This window comes from Alcaligenes sp. EGD-AK7, assembly GCF_000465875.3.
In the GTDB taxonomy this organism is placed as follows: domain Bacteria; phylum Pseudomonadota; class Gammaproteobacteria; order Burkholderiales; family Burkholderiaceae_B; genus Alcaligenes; species Alcaligenes phenolicus.
Genome location: NZ_AVOG02000004.1, coordinates 21,588 through 41,152, shown reverse-complemented (window position 1 = coordinate 41,152; position 19,565 = coordinate 21,588). Strand labels below are relative to the sequence as shown.

Annotated in this window: 16 protein-coding genes, 1 tRNA gene and 1 riboswitch; of the genes, 7 read left to right on the top strand and 10 right to left on the bottom strand. The window is 54.9% G+C overall.

The genetic code is table 11. From position 1 onward, the window contains the following. The first annotated feature begins 32 nt into the window (after window positions 1-32). Window positions 33-1,337: an MFS transporter gene (locus tag N879_RS07130; protein ID WP_009456233.1), complete on the top strand. Its 1,305-nt coding sequence runs from the start codon at window positions 33-35 to the stop codon at window positions 1,335-1,337. 316 nt (window positions 1,338-1,653) lie between these two features. Here N879_RS07130 and N879_RS07125 read toward each other — a convergent pair. Together N879_RS07125 and ypfJ are read right to left on the bottom strand one after the other, a co-directional pair. Continuing rightward, window positions 1,654-1,729, bottom strand: a tRNA-Lys gene (locus tag N879_RS07125). Window positions 1,730-1,804: 75 nt separating this feature from the next. Further along, on the bottom strand, window positions 1,805-2,656 hold the full coding sequence (gene ypfJ, locus N879_RS07120; protein WP_009456235.1) for a KPN_02809 family neutral zinc metallopeptidase: 852 nt from the start codon (window positions 2,654-2,656) through the stop codon (window positions 1,805-1,807). Window positions 2,657-2,921: 265 nt separating this feature from the next. Here ypfJ and N879_RS07115 point away from each other — a divergent pair, with 265 nt between their 5' ends. Continuing rightward, a complete protein-coding gene (locus N879_RS07115; RefSeq protein WP_009456244.1) occupies window positions 2,922-4,568 on the top strand; it encodes an ABC1 kinase family protein in 1,647 nt (548 codons plus the stop codon). Window positions 4,569-4,721: 153 nt separating this feature from the next. On the opposite strand, the gene N879_RS07110 is transcribed toward N879_RS07115, so the two are convergent. Together N879_RS07110 and N879_RS07105 are read right to left on the bottom strand one after the other, a co-directional pair. Further along, a complete protein-coding gene (locus N879_RS07110; protein WP_009456245.1) occupies window positions 4,722-5,420 on the bottom strand; it encodes a cytochrome b/b6 domain-containing protein in 699 nt (232 codons plus the stop codon). Window positions 5,421-5,501: 81 nt separating this feature from the next. Further along, window positions 5,502-6,014, bottom strand: a complete 513-nt coding sequence (locus N879_RS07105; protein WP_039941590.1) for a hypothetical protein — start codon at window positions 6,012-6,014, stop codon at window positions 5,502-5,504. 310 nt (window positions 6,015-6,324) lie between these two features. On the opposite strand from N879_RS07105, the gene ribA reads away from it, so the two are divergent. Further along, window positions 6,325-6,996 carry a GTP cyclohydrolase II gene (gene ribA, locus N879_RS07100; RefSeq protein ID WP_009456248.1) on the top strand — a complete coding sequence of 224 codons (672 nt, stop codon included), beginning with the start codon at window positions 6,325-6,327 and terminating at the stop codon, window positions 6,994-6,996. A 295-nt stretch (window positions 6,997-7,291) separates the two neighbouring features. Here ribA and N879_RS07095 read toward each other — a convergent pair whose 3' ends face one another. Beyond that, entirely contained in the window at window positions 7,292-7,918 is a 627-nt protein-coding gene (locus N879_RS07095) for an FMN-dependent NADH-azoreductase (protein WP_009456250.1), read from the bottom strand. A gap of 125 nt (window positions 7,919-8,043) precedes the next feature. On the opposite strand from N879_RS07095, the gene N879_RS07090 reads away from it, so the two are divergent. Further along, window positions 8,044-8,952, top strand: a complete 909-nt coding sequence (locus N879_RS07090) for a LysR substrate-binding domain-containing protein (protein WP_009456252.1) — start codon at window positions 8,044-8,046, stop codon at window positions 8,950-8,952. Window positions 8,953-8,957: 5 nt separating this feature from the next. On the opposite strand, the gene N879_RS07085 is transcribed toward N879_RS07090, so the two are convergent. Beyond that, complete coding sequence (locus tag N879_RS07085) at window positions 8,958-10,520, bottom strand: glycosyltransferase family 39 protein (RefSeq protein ID WP_009456254.1); 1,563 nt, start codon at window positions 10,518-10,520, stop codon at window positions 8,958-8,960. Window positions 10,521-10,610: 90 nt separating this feature from the next. Next, a riboswitch (yybP-ykoY riboswitch) is annotated at window positions 10,611-10,788 on the top strand. Between N879_RS07085 and N879_RS07080 the strand changes: the two genes are divergently transcribed. Next, the gene (locus N879_RS07080; protein ID WP_009456260.1) at window positions 10,789-11,364 is read left to right on the top strand and encodes a TMEM165/GDT1 family protein; all 576 of its coding nucleotides are present in this window, start codon (window positions 10,789-10,791) and stop codon (window positions 11,362-11,364) included. 5 nt (window positions 11,365-11,369) lie between these two features. Here the strand turns inward: N879_RS07080 and N879_RS07075 are convergent, their stop codons facing one another. Continuing rightward, entirely contained in the window at window positions 11,370-13,076 is a 1,707-nt protein-coding gene (locus N879_RS07075; RefSeq protein WP_009456262.1) for a methyl-accepting chemotaxis protein, read from the bottom strand. Between the two features lie 202 nt (window positions 13,077-13,278). After that, window positions 13,279-13,902: a helix-turn-helix domain-containing protein gene (locus N879_RS07070; RefSeq protein WP_009456265.1), complete on the bottom strand. Its 624-nt coding sequence runs from the start codon at window positions 13,900-13,902 to the stop codon at window positions 13,279-13,281. 852 nt (window positions 13,903-14,754) lie between these two features. On the opposite strand from N879_RS07070, the gene N879_RS07065 reads away from it, so the two are divergent. Then, complete coding sequence (locus N879_RS07065; RefSeq protein ID WP_235484268.1) at window positions 14,755-15,840, top strand: sensor histidine kinase; 1,086 nt, start codon at window positions 14,755-14,757, stop codon at window positions 15,838-15,840. A gap of 174 nt (window positions 15,841-16,014) precedes the next feature. Further along, the gene (gene speE / locus N879_RS07060) at window positions 16,015-17,292 is read left to right on the top strand and encodes a polyamine aminopropyltransferase (protein WP_009456271.1); all 1,278 of its coding nucleotides are present in this window, start codon (window positions 16,015-16,017) and stop codon (window positions 17,290-17,292) included. Window positions 17,293-17,403: 111 nt separating this feature from the next. Here speE and N879_RS07055 read toward each other — a convergent pair whose 3' ends face one another. Beyond that, window positions 17,404-19,113, bottom strand: coding sequence for a sulfate adenylyltransferase (locus N879_RS07055; protein ID WP_009456272.1), 1,710 nt, complete (start codon window positions 19,111-19,113; stop codon window positions 17,404-17,406). Beyond that, window positions 19,110-19,544 (bottom strand): hypothetical protein, encoded by a 435-nt coding sequence (locus N879_RS20380; protein WP_152978309.1) that lies wholly within the window; start codon window positions 19,542-19,544, stop codon window positions 19,110-19,112. Before N879_RS20380 ends, N879_RS07055 begins: the two co-directional genes overlap by 4 nt. Between the last annotated feature and the right edge of the window lie 21 nt (window positions 19,545-19,565).

The following is a 19,565-nucleotide window of genomic DNA, read 5'->3' as shown; positions in this document are numbered from 1 at the left end:
ATCGCTGCACTTTTGACAAGTTGGGGGGAGACATGGAAAACCAGAAAAAGTATTTCCCAGGACAGCGCTACGTCGTGGTGTTCTTGTTGTTTTTGTTCATGGTGATCAACTTTGCCGATAAGGCGATATTTGGTTTGGTCGCCGTGCCGTTGATGGAGGAGCTGGCCATTGGGCCACAGCAGTTTGGCACCATTGCAGGCAGCTTTTTCTTCCTGTTTGCGATCTCGGGCATTGTGGTGGGTTTTGTGTCCAATACGGTGTCCTCGCGTTTGCTGCTGGTGGGGCTGGTCATTATCTGGTCTGTAGCCCAGGTTCCGATCGCTATGGGAGCCAGCACGATTATTGCCTTGATGGCTTGTCGCATTTTGCTGGGAGTAGGGGAAGGGCCTGCCTATCCCCTGGCCTTGCACGCGTGCTACAAGTGGTTTCCGGATCAGGAGCGTACCTGGCCTACGGCCATTGTGATGCAGGGTGGGCAGGTTGGTATGCTGCTGGCCGGTCCCCTGGTGGGGTATTTGACCATCAGTCATGGCTGGCGCTCGGTGTTTTGGGTGACAGCGGCAGCAGGGCTGATGTGGCTGGTGGTATGGGCCTTGTTGGGCAAGGACGGTCCCATCAGTGCAGCTGCGGCGCCCGCTGCAGGCAAGCACATGCCGCAGTCTCGTTGCTCTTACCGTGCTGTGCTTTTGAATCGTAGTTTCATCGGCAACCTGCTGATGTACTGGGTAGCGTACTGGTGTGCTGCGCTGGTCTTTACCTGGTTGCCCGCTTATTTGCAACGCGGTCTGAACTTCTCGTCGGACACGGCGGGATGGCTGTTCTCCTTGTGCATTTTCGTGGCAATCCCGATTGTGTCGGGCGGCTCTTACCTGTCCAACCGCTTCTTGCGTCAGGGGTATTCGTCCCGAGTGGCACGCAGTCTGGTCACGGTAGGTTTCTTGTTGGCAGGGGCCTTGTGCCTGCTGGCGGCCGCTTACTTGAAGCCGGGTCCAACAGCGGGGATTGTGCTGATCGCCTTGGGCTTGAGTTTCCCCCAGGTCGGTTTTGTGCTTTGTTCGGCAATCTCAGCGCAAATCAGCCCAATCGAAAAGCGAGGTTCTACATTGGCCATCACCAATTCCTTGTCCACAACAGCGGGTCTGGTTGCACCGATTGTGATGGGAAGACTGATTCAGGCCGAGCCAGGTCTTGCCGGTTTTCACCAGGGTTTTGCCTTGACGGCCGTACTTTTGCTGCTGGGAGCCGTGCTGGGTTTTGTCTTGGTGGATCCCTCCCGCACGCTGTCGCAGATTCAGGCAAAGGCAGGAAGTTCTGTGAGTGGTTCGGCTTCTGTTTAAGGCAGGGTGTTGAAGAACGCAGATTGGCACTGCTTACCGCGTTTTTCTATACACTTGCCTGGATGGACAGTATGGAGATTCAGGAAAAGATGATGGCAAGTGTGACGGGTTTCATGCGGGCCGCTTCATGACCGAATTACAGAAGGGGTGCCACGACTATTGACCCTGTGTAGTATTGTCACCCAAGCCCTGCCACTCAAAAATTGGCAGGGCCCTTGAGCTTCTCAGGGATAGTGTTCAGACGCAAAAAAGCCCGCTGCAGCAGCGGGCTGATTTACGGTGTTACGGCATGGTGTACCGTAAGCAGCAGGACATTTGGTGGGTCGTGACAGACTCGAACTGTCGACCAATGGATTAAGAGTCCAGTGCTCTACCAACTGAGCTAACGACCCCCGTTTCCTGCGAAGAAAAAGATTATAGAACGGAAATTATCTAGCGCAAGATGCGGTTACATAATTTTACGTTTATCAGGAGACCGGGTCAGGACGGGTGAAGGTGTCGCACATTTTCAGCTGTCCGGTTTTATAGCCTTCCATGAACCAGGCCATGCGTTGTTGCGAGCTGCCGTGGGTAAAGGAATCGGGGACTACATAGCCTTGCGATTGCTTTTGCAAGGTGTCATCGCCTACGGCTTGAGCGGCATCCAGGGCCGAGCGAATATCGCCTGGTTCCAGAATCTGGCGTTGCGCGTCAGCGTGGTTTGCCCAAATACCGGCATAGCAATCAGCCTGAAGCTCCAGGCGTACAGAGGCTTGACGAGCCTGGGAGGCGGAGCCGCTGCGACGGGCTTCATCGACACGACGCATCATGCCCAACTGGTTCTGAACATGGTGGCCCACTTCATGCGCAATCACATAGGCAGGGGCAAAGTCGCCCTTGACGCCCATCTTTTGCTCCATCTCGGTGAAAAAGCCCAAGTCTATATAAAGCTTTTGATCGGCAGGGCAGTAAAACGGCCCCATGGCAGATTGACCTGCCCCGCAGGCGGTCGGGGTAGCGCCCCGGTACAGCACCAGCACGGGATCGCGGTAGCTGCCATTGGTTTGCTTGGCAAAAACATCACGCCAGACATCCTCGGTTTCGCCCAGGATCTTGGCAATAGTTTGGCCCTGTGCATCCGAGGCTGCAACGGGTTGAGACTGAGGGGCGCTGGTAGGGTCGTCGGCCAGGTTCAGCACCACACTGGGATCCACCCCAAAGTACATGGCCACCAGGGCCAGCACGATTGTCCCCAAGCCGATCTTGCCGCCGCTCAATCGTGGCCCATTGGCACGGCGGTCCTCGACATTACGGCTGGAGCGAGACTTATCCAGACGCATCACGCTCTCCTTGAATTGGAAAACGTCAATGTACTCTGATTTCCGTGGATAGAGCAGGGGCATTTTCGATTCTTGTCATCGGAAAACGGGTAGGGGGCGTTAATTACCCCACCATGACAAGTCATTGAATTGCTTGGCTTAATGTGACTTGTCCAAAGGCTATCCCCGAGCTTGCCCACTGAAAATGTGGATAAGTGGATAAGTAAGTCACCGGGACACTGCGGTATGCTACTTTTCTCAGAGCGTACCCTACTGGAGAGCGAGTATGTTGGGAGGAACCTTGTTGGCCTTGCGCGACCATGCACGAGTCCGTGCCATTGGAGCGGTTATAGCTCGATACGGGATTGGGGATGTGATGCATCGCCTGGGCTTGTCGGACCTCCTGCCCGGTAACAAGACCTCGGTGGCGGCCGAAATGCCCGAGCGCTCGGCACCTGAACGTTTGCGACGTGCGCTGGAAGAGCTGGGTCCGACCTTTATCAAGCTGGGTCAGATTCTGGCTACACGTAATGATTTGCTGTCGTTGGAGTGGACGCAGGAGCTGGAGAAGCTCCAAGGTCACGCCGCGCCGGTGCCTTGGGAAACGATCAGACCCGAGCTGGAGCAGGCTTTGGGTCAAACGGTTGAGCAAGCCTTTGCGCGCTTTGACACCCAGGTGCTGGCCTCGGCCTCCATGGCACAGGTGTATCGCGCCTGTTTGCTGGATGGCACCGAAGTCGTGGTGAAGGTGCAGCGCCCTGGTCTGGAGCCACTGATTCAGGCTGACTTGCGTTTGTTGAAACAGATTGCCCGCCTGGTCCAGCAACAAGGCTTGCTGCCCGAGTATCGCCCTTACGATATCGTGCGTGCCCTGGCTGAAGCCATTGCCGATGAGCTGGACTTCACCCGCGAAGCGGCCAATACCTTGGCGGTGCGCGAGAACATGCAGCCCTTCAAGGACATCGTGGTTCCGCGTGTCTATATGGAGTGGACCAGCGCGACGGTCATGGTGCAGGAGTTTGTCCCCGGGGTCTCGCCCATTCAAGAGGCACAGTTGCAAGCTATTGAGGCGGATCGTCCTTTATTGGCCCGCCGAGGTGCCTTGGCGTTCCTGCATATGGTGCTGGAGGACGGGCTGTTTCATGCTGATCCGCACCCCGGCAATATGATGGCCTTGCCGGGCAATAAGGTTGCCTTTATTGATTTCGGCTTGGTGGGCCATTTGACGGAACGTCGCCGCCAGCAATTGCTGGTGTTGCTACGGGCGATTGTGGATGGACAGGCAGATGGGGTGGCAACGACCTTGCTGGACTGGTCCGGGGCAGAGGACTTTGATTGGAGCCGTCTGGAAGAAAGTGCCCAGCGTTATGTAGCCCGACAAAGCAGTGGGCTGTTGTCCATCTCGGCTGCCTTGCTGGACTTCATGGCTCTGGCGCGCGAGAACCATTTAATTCTGCCGCCGGATCTGGCCTTGCTGTTCAAGGCTTTTATCACGGCGGACGGTGTGCTGAAGCGTCTGGACCCGCAGTTTGATGTGGTCGAAGTCGCGCAGCCCGTGATCATGGGCTTGATGCGCAAGCAGTACTCGCCACGTCGTGTTTATGCGGACCTGCAACGCAGTTTGCTGGAGTCGCGGCAGTTGGCCATGGATGCGCCCCAATTGCTGCGTCTGTTGATGCATAGGGTGCGGCAAGGAAAGATCTCGGCGCGTATTCAAATCGAGGGCATGCCGCGTCTGGCCTCGTCGCTGGAAAAGGCAGCCACCCGTCTGGCCATTGCGATTGTGACGGCGGCTTTTGTATTGATTTTGGGTCCGGTGCTGGTTACGCGCGGTCCCGCATGGCTGGGCCTGACTATTTTCAGCTGGGCGGGTTTATTAGCCGCCGTGCTGGGCCTGGTTCTGGTTTTGTGGGGATTTTGGCGACGGCGCTAAGAAGTATCTTGAGGCCGTCGCTTTCTGCGCAGGAAGTGCTCAAGCGGCTAGTCACCGTCCAGTTTAAAAGACGGCTAGTAAAAATGCGGCTCAGCCCAAACAGTCCCCGCATTATCCCCAGGTTTATTCACAGCTTCTGGGGATAAGTCGGCCTTACATAAAGTCGTCCATGCCACCGCCTACGGGTGCCAGACCTGTCATCCAGTACACGCCCCAGGCAATCAGAGCCACAATGATCAGAGCGAGAAAACGGGTTTTCCAGCTGTCTTTGCTGGCAGGCAGGCTGGCATCGGCGGGAACCGGCATGCTGCCCTTGACCATGACGCTGGTTAATTTCTGACCACGCAACACGCGATACAGGAAAATAGCCAGGATATGCAAGGCAATAATGGCCAGCATGATCCATTCATTGGCTTTGTGCAGGCCCGTCAGGGTTTTGGACCAGTCGCTGCTCAGATAGGCCAAAGGGCCAGTCGTGAAGATGTCGTCATTGGCAAACAGGCCCGAGACGGCTTGAAAGCCGAACACAATCAACATGATCCAGACGGACCAGGCACCGATGGGGTTGTGGCCTGGGTAAACCGCGGGCTTGTCACGCAAGTAGCGCAGGCTGCGTACAGGATTGGGCAGGAAGTGGCTAAAGCGGGAGTAGTAACCACCAATCAGGCCCCAGACCAGGCGAAATGCCAGCAGCCCCAGGGCCAGCAAGCCAAAGCGTACGTGCCAGTCCATCCACAAACCGCCAACCTTGATCGTCACAAAACAGCCCACGATGCTGATCACGAGCAGCCAGTGGAACAGGCGGGTGGGTAGATCCCAGATGAGTAAAGGGCGAGTCGAGGAGGCTTGCATGGGGAAAATCCGGAGAGACTAAGACATCTGATTATAGTCAGTGTTGTCTTGGAGTCCGTTTTCCGCCGCGGGTTCCTTCTTTTATTGAGCGCGGGGTTTGCGCTTGCGCAAACTGATCTTGCGACCGTCGTAACGGTACTCGTCGATCAGGGTGGGATTATCCAGGCTGGGGGTTTCCATGATCAGGGTTTGACCCTGGTGGCGTACTCGAATTTGTGCGCTGCAAGACCCAAACGCTGGCGAGACGGTATAGCCCTTGGAGGACACTGTGACCCAGTGATAATAAATCGAGCAACCCCCCAGGCCGTTGTCCACCGAAATCAACGCTGTCTGGTTGTTGGATTGTCTGAAGGCGTAGGGAATATTGATCAAGCCCTTGAGTTCGGGCGCGATGATTTGCGAGTCCAGTTGCAGTTGTGCTTCATAGACATAATCGCTTTGGCTCACTTGCAAGGTGCCGTAGGGGCTGTCCAGACTTAATTGAGAAGGAGGCTGGGGCCAGGTCTGGCTTGCCGCACTATGGGCGACAAACGGTTGCAGGGCCAAGCCGAGCCCAATCACAACATAACGAATAAAGACCTTAGTGGCGGGCATGATCAATCGAGTAAGAGGATGATCAAGGCTCAGTGAAAAACACAAAGCGCCATAGATCATCTGTATTTGTAAGTTTCATAACATTTTATGTATTTTCTTGTTGCGTAGAATACCGGATCGCAGAACTTTTCGCTATAAGGATAGGCACATAAGGTGAATGTTTCATGTCTGTGTCAAAGGGGGACAAGCGAAATTAGTCCTGAAAAGCATCTTGCCTCAGGCTTAAAGAAATGGACTGAATTGGGCTATCATTGCTAGGTTGCCCCGGATGGGGCCAAGCCGCATTTCTTCGTTGCAGCAGAGACTCATTATGCAATCCATCCCGGATGCCGCACTGGCATCAGAATCGGACTCCCCGCTGGCTGCCCAGCAGGCCAAACCCGGCGCTTTATTGGACTACGTCAGCTCCAGCCGTTTGCCTACCCCCTGGGCCGTATTCCAAATCCATGTATTTGTAGAGCGCAGCAATCAAAAAGAACACGTCTTGTTGACCTTGGGGGATGTGGCCGACGGCGAGCCTGTCCTGGCCCGTGTCCACTCCGAGTGTCTGACGGGCGATGCCTTGTTCAGCCTGCGCTGCGATTGCGGCCCTCAACTGCAATTGGCACTGGAACGTATTGCTACGGCAGGCCGTGGTGCCTTGATGTATTTACGCCAGGAAGGGCGGGGTATTGGTCTGGTGAACAAGATCCGTGCCTACAACCTGCAAGATCAGGGGGCGGATACGGTGGAAGCCAACGAGAAGCTGGGGTTTCCTGCGGATATGCGTCGCTATGATATTTGCAAGGATATGCTCGAGCACGTCGGTATCCAGAAGCTGCGTCTGATGACCAATAATCCGCGCAAGGTAAAAACCCTGCAGGAAATTGGCATTGATGTGGTGGAGCGTGTGCCGCATCAAATTGAAGGTAATCCCTTTAACGAGGCTTACCTGAACACCAAGCGTCTGCGCTTGGGCCACTGGCTGGAAACAGACGAATAAAAAGGGGCGCGCGGGCAGAAATTGATTCTGCTCCGATTTCGTTCCTGCTTATCGCGGTATCAACACAAAGGGCCAATTGATGGCCCTTTGTGTTTTTCTCTGGTGGAGATTAAGCGCGATCAGAATGTGCTGCCTGCTGGCAGGCAACGCAAAAGAGAAAGCCGGATCCGATGTCCACACAGGGATTGGGATCCGGCTTTATCTTTGCTTGCTCAGGCTTGAGAGCTGAAGGGGCGGGTGGCTGCTTGTGCAGAGCTAAACAGCCAAGGCCTGGTCGAACCAGGCCTTCCCGGTCTTAGGCAGGGCTCTTTTCCAGCAAGGCGCTGACATTGGCCTTGGCGTTCTCTACAATCTGATCACGCAGCTCTGGGGTTTTGCCCAGACCTTCGGCGTACACAATACGCAGGTCCGTTACACCCATGAAGCCGAACATCACACGCAGGTAGCTTTCCTGATGTTCCATGGCCTGGCCTTGCTCCGATTCGGAGTAGATGCCACCACGGCTCAGAACCAGGTAAACCGTTTTGTCGCCAGCCAGACCTTCCGGGCCATTGCTGGTGTAGCGGAAAGTGCGGCCAGCTTGAGCCAGACGGTCCATCCAGGCTTTCAGTTGGCTAGGAATGGTGAAGTTGTAGAAGGGGGCGCCAATCACCACCACATCGGAAGCCAGGAACTGGCTCAGGTATTGTTCGGTGATGGCGTTCTCGGCACGCTGGCGCTCGCTCAGGGTGGCTGGGTCCAGACCCAGGCGCATGCCCAGGGAGTCAGCCGAAAAGTGAGGTGGCGGGTTCAGGGCCAGATCTACATGCTCCACTTGGACTTGCTCATTTTGCTGGCGCAGTTGATCAACCACAAATTGCGAAAGTTCGCGGGAAACGGAGTTGGCGCCGGTGATACTGGAGTCTACGTGTAGCAGTTTCATGATGTTTGGTGTCCAAAGCGATGAAGGAATGGTGTCATTATGTTTGATGCCCATACCTTTGATAAGCCGGTTTTTCTGAGAAAGATTATTCTACTTTTGTCTGTAATCCTGGAAAACTTCCCTGTATGTATGACTTAAATGACATGGTGCTGTTTACCGAAGTGGTACAGCGTGGCGGCTTTAGTGCTGCTGCCCGACACTTGGGCATGCCGCCATCGCGAGTGTCGCGACGTCTTAGCCGTCTTGAGGCTGAAGTCGGTGTGCGCCTGCTGCAACGCACCACGCGCAGCCTGTCTCTGACCCCTGCTGGAGAGGTGTTCCTGCGCCATTGCCAAGCCATGCGTGACGAGGCCGAAGCTGCGTATTCTGCGGTGGCTCAAGTGCAGCAAGAACCGCGTGGTCTCTTGCGTATCAGTTGCCCGGTCACCTTGGCCCATACGGTCTTGTCGACCGTGTTTGCACAGTTTCTGATTCGCTACCCTCAGGTTGAGCTGGAGGTGGAAGTCAGCAACCGGGTGGTTGATCCGGTGGCGGACGGGATTGATGTGGCTTTGCGAGTGCGCAGCACCTTAAGTGATAGTGCGAGCTATATCGTCAAGCGCCTGGGTGAAACAGGGGCGATTCTGGTTGCTCAGCCTGAACTGCTGGCGCGTTTTGATCCGGTGCGCGGCCCGGCTGATTTGGTGAAATTGCCCACGGTGGCCATGTCGGCCCGACAAGGTCAAAACGAATGGGAGCTGTATGGTCCCGAGGGCGCCAGCCTGACGGTAACGCACAGGCCGCGCTATATGGCCTCGGATTTGCTGACGTTGCGTGAAGGGGTGGAGCAGGGCATAGGCGTGGGTATCTTGCCCGACTATATGTGTTGCGAGGCCTTGAAAGCTGGACGCCTGGTGCAAGTATTGCCACAGTGGGCGCCCTTGCCGGGGATTATTCACGCTGTGTTTGCTTCCCGCCGAGGCATGGCCCCGGCGGTCCGACATTTTCTGGATTATCTGGGTGAGCAACTGCCGGTGCATCACCCCAAAATTTAAGTGATTCAGCGGGCGGTGGCTGCAAAGGGGCAACTGCTTTGTGCGGGCAGAATGGCCCAGTTCAGATCAATCATGGGACTGCGCTCGGAAGACCAGCGCTGCTCGGCCTGCCCCTTGATAGGAGCTTGCTCGTACAGCTGGAACAAGGATGCAGGAGGTTTCCCACGGGTCTGGATGCTGTAAACAATCAGAGCGCCGCATTCCATATCCTGCGGTAGTGTCAGCCAAGGTGAAGCAGCCGGGTCAGCATCAATAAAGACCATCACATCCTGGCCGGCATGAACGGCAATATTGCCGCCTAGCCAGGTATCGGCTACGACGACTTTAAGTGGGATGCCGGGCATGTGTTCGTTCCAGATGGCTTGCATTTGGGCAGATACTTCCGGGCCGGGGAAGGTGGAGCGAGAGTCCCGACCTTTATGCCAGGCCAATGGGCCACGAGCCAAGGCGTAGCCCGATGCCAGCAATATCTGCAACACGATCACAATAATAGCCACGCGCCGCAGCTGGATCTTGTCCTTGCCGTGCATGAGCCAAAGAGCAAAAAAGCCATACAAAACAAAAAAAGTGGTGGCCCAGGAAGCGACCAGACGGGTGCCCATGATGGCTGAAATCAAGACCGTGCTGATGATGGGAGTCAGGCCCACCCACAGCAGGAATTGCTTGTCGCTGCGGGAAATATCATCGGCATAGCGTTGCTTGTTTTGCAAGGCCGTGTCGGATGGGGCCAGCTTTTTCCTGGCGCGACGATTCCAGATGCCCAGCGCAATCATGGCCACAACCATGGGGCTTAGTCGCCCCAGCTGGTCCAGGCTAAACGCCAGCAGTTCCTTGTAGGCCTCCCAGCGGGTATGTGTTTCCAGCGAGCCGTCCATATAGCGGAAGGGGGCGAAGTCGTGCTTCACCAGCCAGTACAGATGGGGCGACAAGACCAGCACATAGGCAAGCAGGGCCAAGCCCAGCCCTATCCAGGTCTGCCGCTGACGCCACATACCGCTGCGCAGGAAATACAAAAAGAAGGCGGTGAACAGAATCACGGCACTGTATTTGGTGACCGTAGACAGCGCAGCGACGGCGCCCAGCCATAACCAGTCTGCCGGTTTCTGGTCGCGGCTGGCGCGATAGAAAAACCAGGTCGCGGCGGTTACGGACCACAGTTGTGCCGTGTTGTGATTAAAAATGGTGCCGCGCAAGGAAAAGTAAATACTGACAGAACTGATCAGCAAGACCATGAAGGCGCGTTCGGGGTTCAGGAATTCGCAGGCCAGTTTCCAGATAAACCATAGCCCCAGCACCGAAGCTGTCATGCCCGCGGCAAAGGTCAGCCATGCCGGGCGTCCGACTACGCTGGTCAAGGCGGCCATCACCCACGCTGGAAAGGGGGGATGCTTCAAATAGCCCAGCTCGAAACTGGCCGACCAGACCAGTTCTTCCATGCCGTCCAGATCGGGGGCTTTATGGCTAATCGCCATCAAAACGGTCCACAGCAAAATCATGAATAACAGATACAGCAGCACATAGCGCTGGTAGGTGTTGGGCTGAGCCGATGCTGGATTTTGGGCGGTCATGCGTCTGGTGAAAGCGTGAAAATAAGCAAGTGTACTTCTTGTGCGTTGAAAAGCCCCGATTGGACAGGCGTCTTAATCTGGGCTACGATGCGCTTCGTCATTAGGGAGTAGCCGCTTCGGTTTACCGAAGATCAGCGTCAACATACTTGACCTACACAGGGTCATGGCGCTGATAGCAACTTAGCCTGGCAAGACTTTTGACCATGGACCTTCGCGTTTGGCCGGGAGGGTTTGTGGTCATCTGTCTCTTATCCGGCCAGGAGTTGTTATGGAAGCGTTGTTTATCTCCACGGGTGTGGTTGCCTTGGCAGAAATTGGGGACAAAACCCAGTTGTTGGCCTTTATTCTTGCAGCCCGCTATAAACGCCCTTGGCCCATCATTCTCGCTATTTTCATAGCAACCTTAGTTAATCACGGTCTGGCTGGCGCCATTGGTGCTTGGGTTCCCGCTTTGCTGGATCCGGAAGTGCTGCGTTGGGTGCTGGGTATTTCCTTTCTGGCCATGGCCATCTGGATTCTGATTCCTGACAAGATCGATGATGCCGAAGCCACCCGTACGCGTTTTGGTGTTTTTGGCACCACGCTGGTGACATTCTTCCTGGCCGAGATGGGCGACAAGACACAGATTGCGACGGTCGCTTTGGCTGCTAAATATCAAGAGTTCGGTTTGGTGGTGCTGGGCACGACCTTGGGCATGATGTTGGCCAACGCACCTGCCGTTTTGTTTGGCGAGCGCATTGCCCGCCGTTTGCCGACTCAGTTGGTACACCGGATTGCTGCCTGTATCTTTGCCGTGCTGGGTGTGCTGGCCTTGTTGGGAGGGGCTGAAAGCCTGGGCTTTTAGCGAACTCAGGTACTGGATGCCAATTGTCGTAGTCGGCCTGGGTGGGCCGGTTTGCGACGAGCGGCGTCCATTTTCACAACCGGGGCCAGGATCAAGGGGGCAGCAGAGCGAGTGGGTGGGTGGGTATGTGCACTTTCTCCATGATTCAGGACACTGATAGCCTCTTGCAGTTCAGCCCCATTCTGGTTCAGTTCCTGCGCTGTTTCACTCAAGTCATGGACCAGAGCGGCATTGTCGCTGGTGATTTGGTCCACCTGTTTCAAGGCCTGGGTCAACTGGCCCAAACCGATGCTCTGCTCGCTGGTGGCAGCAGAAATCTCACCCATCAAACCCGCAACCTCAGACACGGATGTCAGGATTTCCTGCATGGTCTGCCCCGCATGGGCGGCGTGGGTGGCACCTTCAGCACTGAGGGTTTGGGTTTCGGTGACCAGTTGCTTGATTTCATCGGCCGCTTGAGCCGCTTGCTGAGCCAGCGAACGCACGGCAGAGGCAACCACCGCAAAGCCTTTACCGGCCTCTCCGGCGCGGGCCGATTCAATTGAGGCGTTGATCGACAGGATATTGGTCTGAAAGGCGATGTTATTGATCATCGACACGATATTGCCGATATGCTGCGAGCTTTCCAGAATCTGCTGCATGGATGAGCTGACTTTCTGAACCGCATCGTTCCCGCGACCCGCGATATCCGCGCTGCGGCTAGCCAGTTCGTGGCTGGCCTTGGCGTTTTCCGCGGTCTGTAGAACGGCTTGCCCAAAGGAGCTCATACTGGCAGTGGTCTGCTGCATGGACGCCGCTTGCTCTTGAGTGCGTGCTTCCAGCAGGGCGCTGTTATCCGAGAGTTTGCGTGACACCATTTGATTGTTGCTGCAGCTATGGTCCACGTCGGTACTAATGCTCATCAGGCTCTTACGCATCAGATCCAGATTCTGGCCCAGCGTTTCCAGCTTCTTTACAGCGGGCCCGCGTGTGTTGACTGTCAGGTTGCCTGCGGCAATTTGTTGGGCGATGTGCGTGGCCGTTTTAAACGATCCCAAAACCCGTCGCATCAGCACGGCCTGATACCCCAAAATCATCAGTGTCCCCACCCCCAGAGAACTGGCCAGGAGGATCATGCTTTGCTGTGGCATTTCCGTATTCAGGATCATGGCAATAATCCCGCCGGTAATACCCAGATTCAACAGGCCTTTTCGTAAAAAGGCGGCCAATAAACTGGGACCAGCCAGGAAACGAAGGCCGGCAAAAGGGCGACGCCAGCTGCGAGCCGTAATTTGGCCAGCGCGTATCGTTCGGGAACGATTTCGGCCTTCGCGCAATTCCTGATAAAACTGTTCAGCTGCTTGAATATCCTGAGGTTTTGCGCGCACACGAACCGACGCAAAGCCGGTTAATTCCCCTTGTTCAATAATGGGACTGGCATGGGCCAGGACCCAATAAAAACCGCCGTCCTTACGGCGATTCTTTACCACCCCCACCCACGAACGTCCCTGTTTTAAGGTATGCCACAAATCTGCAAAAACTTCGGATGGCATATCGGGGTGACGCACGATATTGTGCGGCTCGCCAATCAATTCTTCCCGACTAAACCCGCTCACCTCGACAAAGGCCGGGTTCGCATAAATGATGCGGCCGGCCAGGTCAGTTTTGGAAATGAGATATTGCTCGTCCAGCAGCTCGGTTTCGATGCCGGTAATTGGTAGGTTCTTGCGCATAGCCTTTCCCTTTGTATTTTTGTATCAGCAAAAGACTCGAGATAAACGGATCAATTTCTTGTTGTGAATTTTCGTGAATAGTATCATTTGATTCGTTTTTTATGTCTAAAAATAAAAAAATGATAATCAAATGAAAATTTTTGTCACAAAAAGATCGAAATTGAAAAAATTGATCCTGGCTGATAAAGGGCAGAGGACGTGCTCAGGAGGGCAGGTACTGGGCGTGGAAGGCTTCGCTGAGCAGTTGCAGGAGCAGGGCAATGGGAATGGGCTTGGTCAGGGCTGTTGCTTTGCCGGGCAGACCGCCACGCGCGTGAATATCGGCGGCGCTCAATGCAGAAATCACATAAATCTGGGTATGTTCGGTTTCAGGGGCATCGGCCAGCGCCTTGAGCATGGCAAAACCATCCAGTTTGGGCAGGTTCAGGTCCACGATCAGCACATCGGGGTAGAAATTGCCGGCAGCAATCAGACCTTTCAGGCCATCTTGCTCGCAGCGCAATTCGACCGGGAAGGGCAGATGTTCCATGGCCATGCGGTAAATCGCCAGCAAATCCAGGTCGTCTTCAACGACCAGTACGCGCAGGCAGGGTTCACCGCTGCAAACAGGTAGGCTGGGAGTGATCGGAACATCAGGCGTGGGGGGGCTGGTTTGCCCACGGCGCTCTTGCAAGATGGCTTGTACGGAATCGCGGTCGATGCGACGGTGCCCGCCTTGGGTTTTCCAGGCTTTCAGGGTCCCGGCTTCTACCCAAAGTTGTACGGTGCGTACAGACACACCTAGTAAATCAGCAGCCTGCCGAGTGGAGTAAACGGCGTCGTTCATGGAGTCAACAAAATGAAAGCAGGCCAGACCGGGGAAAGAAAGGCTATGGGCCCCGATGTAGCAGTGCAGAGTGTAGAGACGGTATTAGTAAGTACAGAAATACTACTAATGGCAATGGGAAGTGGCCTGTTCACGCCAAGTGATAGGCAGAGTATTCGACACACATGCTTCTAATATCTCCGATTTTCAGATGTTCATGCTTCATCAGGGACTCACTTCAATCGGGCGGGCCTGTGAACCTGGACTCGCCTTGCTGATTTTACGCGTATCCCTTGCGCTGTCGTGTTACCGGACGGGCCCAGTGTGGGGAGCTGAACACACTTATAAGTGTTGATGTTACGGGCGGGTCCGGGCGGTGCTCGGCTTGTCGGGCCAAGAAAAACGGTGTTAGCACCCTAGCACTTGTTTTTATCGTTAGTCTTGATCCTGGTCAGTCTTTATGAAATAAATAGGAATCCATTTTGTACAAGCCCCCTTGTTTCCTCAAAGAAAATTTATGCGCCTTATGATAAGGCCGTTTCTGCCGTTAAGCAGTATGGGCGGTGGTTTTGGAGTAAAACTTTTAAAAAGTACTAATCCCTTTCTTATTGTTCCGCCTGATTGTTATGAAATTTCTTTATTAGGCGATTAACCGTTTTTTCACCCAGGCTGATGCAAAGGCATTGGCAGATCAGTAATCCCATCTAGAAAAATGCTTGGTTTATCCGCTGGACTGGATTTTTGTCGCATGGAGATTGAAACCACACTGAGGCAGGCCTGGTGCTTGTTTTGGGACGAAAATAGGGGATTGGCTTGTTGCTCACACTATTTACCAGTTTTTTGATCGGGCAACGTTTGTTTGACCGAGCGAGCGTGCTTAAATGGCCGGGACAGGCTTATGAAAAAGCACATCGCTTTGAGCAAATGCTGGATGCCTTGCCCGATGCCATTGTCATGTTCGATTCCTGTGGGCGAATTGAGGGTTGTAATCGGGCCATGCGGCGTTTGCTGGATACGCCGGAATTGGCCAATGACAACGATGATTTAATCGATTTTTTCCAGAATCTGGAAAAGGGAATACGGGCAGATTTAGCGTATTTGCTCCCTGGGATTAGTCGGGTTATTAACCGCGAAAAAAATCCTTTTTACTATGTGCACCGGGATGGGGAAGGGGAACAGGCCCGCGCCCTGGAGTTTCATGCCTATGCGGCCTCCGATTCAGACAGCGCAACTTTGTTGATGATTCGCGATGTCAGCACAAAAATGCAACAGGAGCGCGATCGTGCTGACTGTTTTGCCATGGCTGCCCATGAAATACGCTCCCCGCTGGCCGCCATCAGCGGCTATATCCAATTGCTGCAACTGGAGACAACCCCGTCAGCCTGGGCTAGCAAGATCTACTCTCAATTACATGAAAAGGTTCGTGGCGTTGATGTGCTGCTGGACGATTTGACGCGCTTGAATCGCATGGAGTATGAGGGCACGAGCATGCAGGAATGGCGCGAGTCCGATTTGCGTGCCGTGCTGCGCCTGAGTCTGCGCCCCTTTCACGAACAGCGCCACCGCATTTACCTGGATGTGCCCGAGTATGGCTTGTGGGCCAAGGTGGATATCGTTCCTTTATTGGTGGCTTTGCGCAATGCGCTGGAAAATGCCCTGAAGTACTCCGCGCCGGACACCATGGTGACCCTGCGCTTGCAGCCGGGCGAAACCGGTTGGGCTCGGATAGAGGTCCTGGACCAAGGGCCGGGAATTGATCCGCTCTATAAAGAGAAGGTCTTTGACAAGTTCTATCGCCTGCCCGGCCAACAGGTGCAAGGAAGCGGTCTGGGCTTGTCCATTTTGCGCTCGATTGTTCACCACCACGGGGGCAGAGTCTATTTCAAGGACCGTCCGGGTCCAGGAGCGCATTTGGTCATGGAATTGGTTCTGCTGCCTTCCGCGTCGTATATACCTTAATCTTCCCTTAAATAGGGTTATTTTCATATATTTAAGTTTGATATAAGGTACAATTTGCGCTCTTTTCGATGAAGCGAGGTGATCGCCATTCCAGGTGCACCTCGCTTTGAAGTTTTTACGTTGCGGTCGTCTCGTTGGTAGGGAGCGCAAAATCTGTTAAAGGAGCACACGATTATGCAAGGCTTGCACTTGACCGCAGACCTTTACCAATGTGCATGCAGCCCGGAGCTGCTGATCGATGCCCAGAAACTGGCGGATTTTTGCCGTCAGCAGACTATTGATGCAGGGCTGACGATTGTTGGTGAGGAGTGGCAGGCATTTCCCGAATTTGAAGGGCAGCCTGGTGGTGTTACCGGGGTACTGTTATTGGCCGAGTCTCACTTGGCCATCCATACCTGGCCAGAGCGTGGTGGCGTGACGCTGGACGTTTATGTCTGCAATTTCATGCAGGACAATTCCGGCAAGGCGACCCGCCTGATTGACGGTATTGAGCAGGCTTTCAAGCCCGGTCAGGCCCAGCGTAATCGCTTGTGGCGTGGCGAGGCCGATGGCCCGGCCCATGCTGGTGAACTGCTGACGGAAAACCTGAATCAGGATGCGCTGTACGGCTTTCGCTTCACCGAGCGCTTGCTGGAGCGCCAGACTGCTTTTCAGCGTCTGGAGTTGCTGCGTTCCGAAACCTTGGGTAAGACCTTGCGCCTGGACGGTTGCATGATGACTTCCGAGGCCGAAGAATTTTTCTACCACGAAGGTCTGATTCACCCGGCCGCTATGTCTCACCCGAATCCACGTCGTGCCCTGATTGTGGGCGGTGGGGATGGTGGAGCCCTGGAAGAACTGCTGAAGTACCCCAGCCTGGAGCGAGTCTCTCTGGTTGAGCTGGATGGGGAGGTGATCGAGGTGGCCCGCGAGCACTTGCAGTCCATTCACAAGGGGGCGTTTGATAACCCGCGTGTACAAATTCAGATCGAAGACGGCGCGAAGTTCCTGGCCAATACACAGGAACGCTTTGACTTGATCTATCTGGACCTGACCGACCCCGAAACTCCGGCCGGCCCCTTGTACACGACTGCCTTCTTTGAGTCCTGCAAACGTGCGCTGGCAAGTGGTGGTGCTTTGGTATTGCACCTGGGTTCGCCTTTCCACGAAAGTCAGCAGGTCAAGAACCTGAGCGAATCCCTGGCCAGTGTGTTTGCACAAGTGCATGGCTACGGTCTGCATATCCCGCTGTACGGCTCTTACTGGGGGCTGGCAATTGCCTCCGACGAGCTGAACCCGCGTGCTTTCTCCGCCGATCAAATCCAGGAACGACTGGAGCAGCGTATGAGCAACGAGAACCAGGATTCCCTGCAGTTCTACAACGCTGACATTCATGGTGCCTTGTTTGCTCTGCCTACTTTCTACCGCCGCCTGATGCCTGTGAATGAGGTCAATCTGGAAGAGGTCTGTTAAGCAGATTCTGGACAGTTTGAGTCTGCCTTCGGGCAGACTTCGTGATGAAAAAGCCCCTGATCTTGTTAAGGTCAGGGGCTTTTTCTGTTCAGGGGGAAGCTGGATAGAGCCTTATTCCTTATCCGCCCCACGATAGCGCTGGTAAGGCAGGACGTTCCAGGTGCGTGTGGTCAACTGCTTGGCAGAAATCACGGTCGGAATATCATCCAGCAGGCTGCGGGCCGAATGCAGCTCGCGCACGACTTCCTGCTTGTCCTGATACATGAACTCGTCCGAGGCTTCTTCCGGTGCTTGCTGCTGCTTTTCTTCCAGATCGCTGATCAGACGCTCTTGCTGGAAGCGCAGGGCAGCACGTGCATCCTCAATCCAGGCGGCTTGCATATTGCGGTTGTGATCCACCACGGCGCTGTACTCGGTGTACACCCCGTTGTAGATATCTCCCGCATGGTGCCGCACGTCGTGGCTGGCGATTTCCAGATCGCGCACCGTCAGCTGAGATGGATCCAGCGGTTCACTACGCTTGGCCCCGCCCAGACGGGTGTACTGGGTGTAGTAGGGGAACATGCTCTGGATCACTTTACTGACGGGCTGGATGGCTTCGCCTGCCTCGCACAGTCCTTTGGGCTGTACGCCTTGCATGGCCGGCAGAATGGATTCAGGGCGGCAGATTTCTTTGGGTGGCATGATGCCGTGACGCAGCATCTCGCGAATGCCGGTGCCGGAGATGGTCAGCCTGAAGCGATCATCGTGCGGGCAGGTCTCGGAAGTGGCATGGCAGGCGCAGCGTGTGCAATAAAACACTTCATGGAACAGGCGCACATCAATGCCCATTTCCTTGGGGCTGAACTGATCGAAAATGCTGTGGCTGGCGTACTTGTCGTAGTAACTGCCAATCCCGGCGTGATCCCGACCAATCAAGGCGTGGGTGCACCCATAGTTCTTCATGATCAGGGCATGCAAAATGGTTTCGCGAGGGCCAGCAAAAATATAGGTGACGCGCAACGGTGACAGGATGGCACGGTCCTTGGGGTAGTAGGTATCCAGCACATTTCGGTAGGCCATCATGCGGAATTCGTGGCGCACGTATTCACGCTTGGCCATTTCCACCAATGGTTGCAGGAACAGGCCATCAATCCCTTCCAGCGCATTGCGGTGAATGTACTCGTGGCCTCGGTGCAGCGGATTCGCACCGGTGATAAAGCCTGCCACGGAATTGAATTTCTTTTCTTCGTAGAACAGGCGCCAGGTGTCTTTGGGTTCGCGGCGCAGCTTTTCGAACGGGCCCCAGTCCACACGCTGCAGCAGGTGCAAGGTCCCGCCTAGGGACACATCGCCCATGCGGCGGTAAATGGAGTCCACACCGGGGTGATTTCTGTCCGTGGTGCCAAACAGTTGCTGAGCGCGCTGCTCCTTGTCGTAGGAAAAGATGTCCTCGATGCTCAGGATGGCTACCGGCTCGTTGTCGCTATTGGTCAGCGCCACTTCAGAGCCGACCGAAAGTCCTTTAATAATGTCGCGGTTGCGATCGCCAATCGGGGCGAAGCTCAGCGGCACAGGCCACACCACACCATTACTCAAACGACCCTCTTTGAGCACGGAGTTGTAGTCGGCCTCGTTCATGAAGCCTTTGTTGGGGGAGAGCACGCCCGTAGCAATCATCTCGATGGTGATGACGGCTTCCAGATCCACGCGGATGCTGGGCAGGGTGCGCGCACGTTCGATCTCGTCCTTGACGCGATCCTCCGGGACAACCTGGTTGACCAGTGTTCCACCGTGCGGTTGCTGTGGATAGCGATCAAAGTTCAATGTTGAGTGGTTCATATTGCCTCCTTTAATTTGCCCCGCATGACGATGAAAGATAGTTTTTTTGTCGGGGCGTTTTTCGTTTGCGAGTGATAGATGAGTTCTGGACTGGAGCAGTGACTCCCCGGTTTCAAACGCTCTATTTCTTCTTGTGATGCCAGACGAAAGCTCTTCGTCCAAACAGGTGATGCAGCGCTGGCTTGAATACCGCCTGCGCATCGTTGTGCTGCGCTTGTTAAATGCGACATGAGGACAGGAATGCAGGCATCGTTCCGGGTTTGTCGGTGCGTGAGGTGCTCCTCACCGTGGCTCATGATGCTGCGGGTGCTGCCTGCCCCAGGAGATCTGTCCTGAAAATCAAATTGGGTATAGGTGATAAGCCCTAGTTTTCCGAGCTCAGATCCTGCTGGAACTGTCTTAGTATTACTCACAATCGCGAGAAAAATCATCGCGTTATACCAAAGTAGGAG